Origin of the sequence: Streptomyces sp. NPDC006335 (assembly GCF_040612795.1) — a bacterium.
Taxonomy (GTDB): domain Bacteria; phylum Actinomycetota; class Actinomycetes; order Streptomycetales; family Streptomycetaceae; genus Streptomyces.
This window is the reverse complement of sequence record NZ_JBEXQX010000043.1, coordinates 1-6,096: the sequence shown is the minus strand read 5'-3', so window position 1 is coordinate 6,096 and position 6,096 is coordinate 1. Positions and strand designations below refer to the sequence as shown.

1 protein-coding gene and 1 pseudogene are annotated in these 6,096 nt (G+C 72.9%); both read right to left on the bottom strand.

The window, feature by feature from the left end; all coding sequences use genetic code 11:
- On the bottom strand, positions 1-5,795 hold a 5,795-nt coding region (locus ABZ098_RS44795; RefSeq protein ID WP_356600852.1), incomplete at its 3' end, for an amino acid adenylation domain-containing protein.
- Positions 5,796-5,873: 78 nt separating this feature from the next.
- Positions 5,874-6,083, bottom strand: a pseudogene (locus ABZ098_RS44790) (AMP-binding protein); the annotation flags it as partial.
- Positions 6,084-6,096 lie beyond the last annotated feature (13 nt).

Here is a 6,096-nt window from a genome sequence, read left to right as displayed (position 1 = left end):
ACCCCCGCCACATACGCCGCCACACCACCGAACGTGACCTGCACACCCTTCGGCCGCCCCGACGAACCCGACGTATACACCACATACGCCAGCTGAGCCGGGTCCACTGCCACTGGCTCCGGCGGCGTAGCAGGCAACGCGGCCAGATCCGCACGTACCGCCGGGTCGTCCAGCCACAGCACCGTCTCCACCGCGGTGTCCGCCAGCTCGGCGGCCGTCGCCCGATGGCCCACCACCACCGCCGCGCGGCTGTCGGCGAGCATGAACCCCAGCCGGTCGGCCGGGAACGCCGGATCCAGCGGCAGATACGCGGCACCCGCCAGCCACACCCCCAACACCGCCGTCACCATCTCCACCCCCGCGGGCAGACACAGCCCCACCACGGACTCAGGCCCCACCCCAACCCCACGCAAATACCCGGCCAGCCTCCCCGCCCGCTCCGCCAGACCGCCGTACGTCAGACACCCCTCCGGACCCACCACCGCCACCGCGTCCCCAGCGAAACCCGCACGCTCCAACACCAGGTCCGCGACCCCACCCCGAGCCAGGTCCGCAACCCCCGCCCCGCTCCAACCCTCCACCAACTCCGCACGCTCGTCGGCGGTGAGCATCGGCACCTCGGACAGGGGTCCGGCCGCGGAGGCGGTCACCTCGGCCAGCACCGTGCACAGGTGCTGCGCCATGCGCTCGACCGTGCTCCGGTCGAACAACGCCGTCGCATACGCGATCATGCCTGTCAGTCCGCCGTCGGCACCGGTGCCGCCCACCGTGAGCCGCAGGTCGACCTTGGCCAGTCCTTCGGCCTGTTCGCCGCTTCCGGCCGGCGTGTCACCCTGCACGCCCTCGTCCCCGAAGTAGTCGAACGACACCTGGAACAGCGGGGTGCGGGACCTGTCCCGCTCGGTGACCAGCGCGTCCACCAACTGCTCGAAGGGCAGGTCCTGATGGGCGTAGGCGCCCAGCGCCGTTTCCCGCACCCGGTCCAGAACCTCCGTGAACGACGGTCCGCCCGACAGGTCGACCCGCATCACCAGCATGTTCACGAAGAACCCGATCAGGTCCTCGGTCTCGGCACGGTTCCGGCCCGCCACCGGCGATCCGACGACGACGTCGTCGGTGTCCGCGTACCGACCCAGTACCACCGAGAATCCGGCCAGCAGCGTCATGAACATCGTCACGCCGTTTCGCCGGGCGATCTCCCGCAGCCGGTCCGCGACCGGCTCAGGGATGGTGAACCCGACCGCCGCACCGGCGTTCGAGCGCACCGGCGGCCGCGGCCGGTCGGTCGGCAGTTCCAGTACCGGCACCTCGGCGAGCCGCTCGCGCCAGTAGGCCAGCTGCCGGTCGAGGACCTCGCCGGACAGCCACGACCGCTGCCAGACGGCGAAGTCCGCGTACTGCACCGGCAGCGGCGGCAGCGGATCCGGCTCACCCGCCCGGAACGCCTCGTACAGGGCGAGCAGGTCCCGCCGCAGTACCCGGTCGGACCACTCGTCGGAGACCACGTGATGCATGGTGAGGGCCAGGACGTGCCCCGCCTCGCCCAGTCGGATCAGACAGGCGCGGACCAGCGGCCCGGCCGCCAGGTCGAACGGCGACGTCATCTCCGCCGCCAGCAGGGCTCGCGTCCCCGGGACCGGATCGGCCAGGGACGACACGTCCACCACTGGCAGGTCGAACGGGCCGGGCGGGTCGATCACCTGCCAGGCCGTCCCCTCGGGGTCGGCCACCAGCCGGGTCCGCAGCACCTCGTGCCGGGCCACCACCGCGCTCAGAGCAGCGGTCAGCGCGGCCACGTCCACGTCCCGCCCCAGGTGTTCGAGGAACGGCACGACGTACTCCACCGACCCCGGCTGGAGCTGGTCCAGGAACCACAGCCGCTGTTGGGCGAACGACAGCGGCAGCGGCCGGTCCCGCGGCACCGGTGCCATCGGCGGCGCCACCAGGCCGCGCGCGGTGCCTTCGACGACCTCGGCCAGGCCGCGCACCGTCGGATGGTCGAACAGCGCCACGAGGGGCACCTCGGCCCCGAACACCTCACGCACCCGCGAGACCACCTGGGTGGCGAGCAGCGAGTGCCCGCCCAGCTCGAAGAAGTCGTCGTCGGCGCCGACCCTGTCGACTTCGAGGAGCTGTGCCCAGATCCCGGCCAGGAGTTCCTCGGCCGGGGTCGCGGGGGTGACGTACGCACCGTCCAGCTCGGGACGGGCGACGTCGGGCAACGGCAGCGCGGCACGATCGACCTTGCCGGCCGGGGTGAGCGGCAGTGCGGCCAGCTCGGTGAACACCGACGGCACCATGAAGTCCGGCAGCCTTTGCCCGGCGAACCCGCGCAGGATCCCCGGAGCGGGGACGCCGTCGGCGGGGTCGGCGGGCACCAGGAACGCGGCCAACCGGGCGGCCGGACCGTCCCCGGCCACGACGACCGCCGCGGCCTGGATCCCCGGGTGGGCGGCCAGAACCGCCTCCACCTCCCCGGGCTCGATCCGGTAGCCGCGCACCTTGACCTGGTCATCGGTCCGGCTCAAGAACTCCAGCCGCCCGTCCGGCAGCCACCGCACCCGGTCCCCGGTCCGGTACATGCGCGACCCGTCGGCGGTGGACGGGTCGGCGACGAACCGCTCCGCGGTGAGCGCCGGCCGGCCGCCGTAACCGCGTGCCAGCTGCGCCCCGCCGATGAACAGCTCTCCGACCACCCCGACCGGCACCGGGTTCAGGTGGCGGTCCAGCACGTAGGCCCGAGTGTTGGCGATCGGGCCGCCGATGGCCAGCGCTCCGTCGGCGTGGCCGGTGGCCGGGTCGTAGGTGGCGGAGGTCGCGTCGACGGTGGCCTCGGTCGGCCCGTACACGTTGTGCAGCGGCACCCGCAGCCGCTGGTGCAGAGCCGCGGCGATGTCGCCGGTGAGCTGCTCGCCTCCGCAGACCACTTGCCGCAGCGCCGTGCACCGCGCGAGGGCGGGGAGCCCGCTGAGCAGGCGCAGCACGGCCGGGACCGTACCCAGCAGGGTCACCTGCCGGTCGGCCATCGTCTCGGCCAGCCCGGCTATGTCGGTCGACGGGCCGGACGCGGGGACGATCACCAGCGTGCCCCCCGCGGCCAGGCCCGGGTACAGCTCGATCCCGAAGGCGTCGGTGCTCGGGGAGGAGTACATCAGGACCCGGTCGCGGGCGGTGATGGCGTACCGGTCGTTGAAGCCGCGTACGTAGTTCGCCAGGGCGTCGTGCGCGATCATGACGCCCTTCGGTGTTCCCGTCGACCCGGACGTGTAGATGACGTAGGCCAGCCTGCCCGCCGCCGTCGCCGGGACGGGGGGTTCCGTCGGCATCGCGGCCAGCCGCCGCTGCACGTCCGGGTCGTCGAGCAGCACCACCGTGCGCCCGTCGGCTGCGCCGTCGGGGAGCGCGGCGGTCATCTCCCGGCCGCCGACCAGGACCGTGGCCCCGCTGTCGGCGAGCATGAACGCGAGCCGTTCGGCCGGGTAGTCGGGGTCCAGCGGCAGGAAGGCGCCGCCCGCCTGCCAGATCGCGAGCACCGAGATCGTGAGGTCGATGCCGCGTGACAGGCCCAGTCCGACGACGGACTCCGGGCCGACCCCGGCCGCGCGCAGCTGATGGGCGAGCTGGGCGGCCCGCGCCAGCAACGCGCCGTACGACAGGGACCGCCGACCGGAGACCACGGCGATCGCGTCCGGGGTGGCCACCGCGTGGGAGGCGATCAGCTCGGGCAGGTCGACCGGGCTCGGCCAGGTGACGGCGGTGTCGTTCCAGGTGTGCACCAGCCGCGTGCGCTCGTCGGCGGTCAGGACGGGCAGCGCGGACAGTGGCCGGGAGGCCTCATCGGCGGCCGCGGCCAGCAGGGTGCCCAGGTGTCCGGCCAGACGCTCGATCGTGGTCGCGTCGAACAGGGCGGTGCTGTACTGGATGATCCCGGCCAGGCCGCCCTCGCCGGAGTCGCTGAGCGTGAGATCGAGGTCGGCGAGGGTGAGGGGGCGGGCGAGCATGTCCGCGGCACGTTCGTCCGGGGCACCCGGCTCCGGCTGCGCACCGCCGCCGCCGCCGTCCGCTCCGACGTAGTTGAAGAAGACCTGGAACAGGAGGGTGCGGGAGCGGTCGCGGTCGGTGACCAGGGCGTCCACCAACTGCTCGAACGGCAGGTCCTGATGGGCGTAGGCACCCAGCGCGGTCTCCCGTACCCGCCCGACGAGGTCGGTGAAGGACGGGTCTCCCGACAGGTCGGTGCGCAGCACCAGGGTGTTGACGAAGAACCCGATCAGGTCCTCGGTCTCGGCGCGGTTGCGGCCCGCGACGGGGGTGCCCACCACGACGTCGTCGGTGCCGCAGTACCGGCTCAGCAGCAGGTTGAACCCCGCCAGCAGGGTCATGAACATCGTCGCGCCGTTCGCGCGGGCGATCTCCCGCAGCCGGTCGGCGGTGTCTGCGGGCACGGTGAACTCCACAGCCGCCCCGGCGGTGGACAACACCGGCGGGCGAGGACGGTCGGTGGGCAGTTCCAGCACCGGCACCTCGGCCAGTTCGTCCCGCCAATAGGCGAGTTGCCCGTCCAGGACCTCACCGGCCAGCCAGGACCGCTGCCAGGCCGCGAAGTCGGCGTACTGCACCGGGAGGGGCGGCAGCGGGTCCGGTTCTCCGGCCCGCAGCGCCGTGTAGAGGGCGGACAGCTCGCGCCGGAACACCCGTGCAGACCACTCGTCGAAGACCACGTGATGCAGCGACAACACCAGCACGTGCCCGGCCCCACCCGAGCGGATCAGGCAGGCGCGGACCAGCGGTCCGGCCGCCAGGTCGAAGGGGGTGGCCGCCTCCGCCCCCAGCAGGTCCCGTACGGCGGCCTCCGGGTCGGCCGTGGCCGACACGTCCACCACGGGCAGCGGCAACGGACGCGGCGGGTCGATCAGTTGGTACGCCACCCCGTCGGTGCCCGCCACCAGCCGGGTCCGCAGCACCTCGTGCCGGGCGACCAGCGCGCCGAGGGCCGCGTCCAGGACGGCCACGTCCAGGTTCGGGCCCAGTTCGACGGGCAGCAGCAGGTTGTATTCGGTCGACTCCGGCTCCAGCTGGTGGAGGAACCACAGCCGCTGCTGGGCGAACGACAGGGGCAGCTGCCGGTCGCGGGACACCGCGGTCACCGGCGGCACCACCAGGCCGCGCGCGGTGCCCTCGATCACCTCGGCGAGGCCTCGGACCGTCGGGTGTTCGAACAGGGCCGACAGCGGCACCTCGGCGCTGAACACCGCCCGCACCTGGGACATCACCTGGGTGGCCAGCAGGGAGTGCCCGCCGAGCTGGAAGAAGTCGTCGCAGGCGCCGACCCGGTCCACTTCGAGGAGTTCCGCCCAGATGCCGGCCAGGACCTCTTCGGCGGGGGTCGAGGGCGCTGTGAATCCGTCGAGTTCCGTACCCTCCGGGTCGGGGTCGGGGAGGGCCGCCCGGTCGATCTTGCCGCCCGGAGTCAGCGGGAACGCGGACAGCTCGGTGAAGGAAGCCGGGATCATGAAGACGGGCAGCCGGGACCGCAGGTACTCACGCAGCTCGCCCGGGGCAGGGATGCTCTCGGCTGGGTCGGCGGGGACCAGGTAGGCGGCCAGCCGGGCCGTGTCACCCTCTCCGGTCACCGTCACCACCGCGGAGCGGATGTCCGGGTGGGCGGTCAGGACGGTTTCGATCTCCGCCGGTTCGATGCGGTAACCACGCACCTTGACCTGCTCATCCACCCGGCCCACGTACTCCAGCCGGCCATCCGCCAGCCACCGCACCCGGTCACCAGTCCGATACACCCGCGAACCATCCGCGGCGAACGGATCCGCAACGAACCGTTCCGCCGTCAGCCCCGCACGCCCCCCATACCCACGCGCCACTCCCGCGCCACCCACAAGCAGTTCGCCCGCCACACCCACCGGCACCAGATCCAGCGACCCGTCCACCACATACAGACGAGCACCAGGAACCGGCCCCCCGATCGGCGGCACCTCACCCTCTGCCTCCACCGCCCCGATACTCGCCACCACCGTGGCCTCGGTCGGCCCGTACGCATTCAGCAACCGGTGCCCAGCCGCCCGCCACACCGACGCCAGCGCC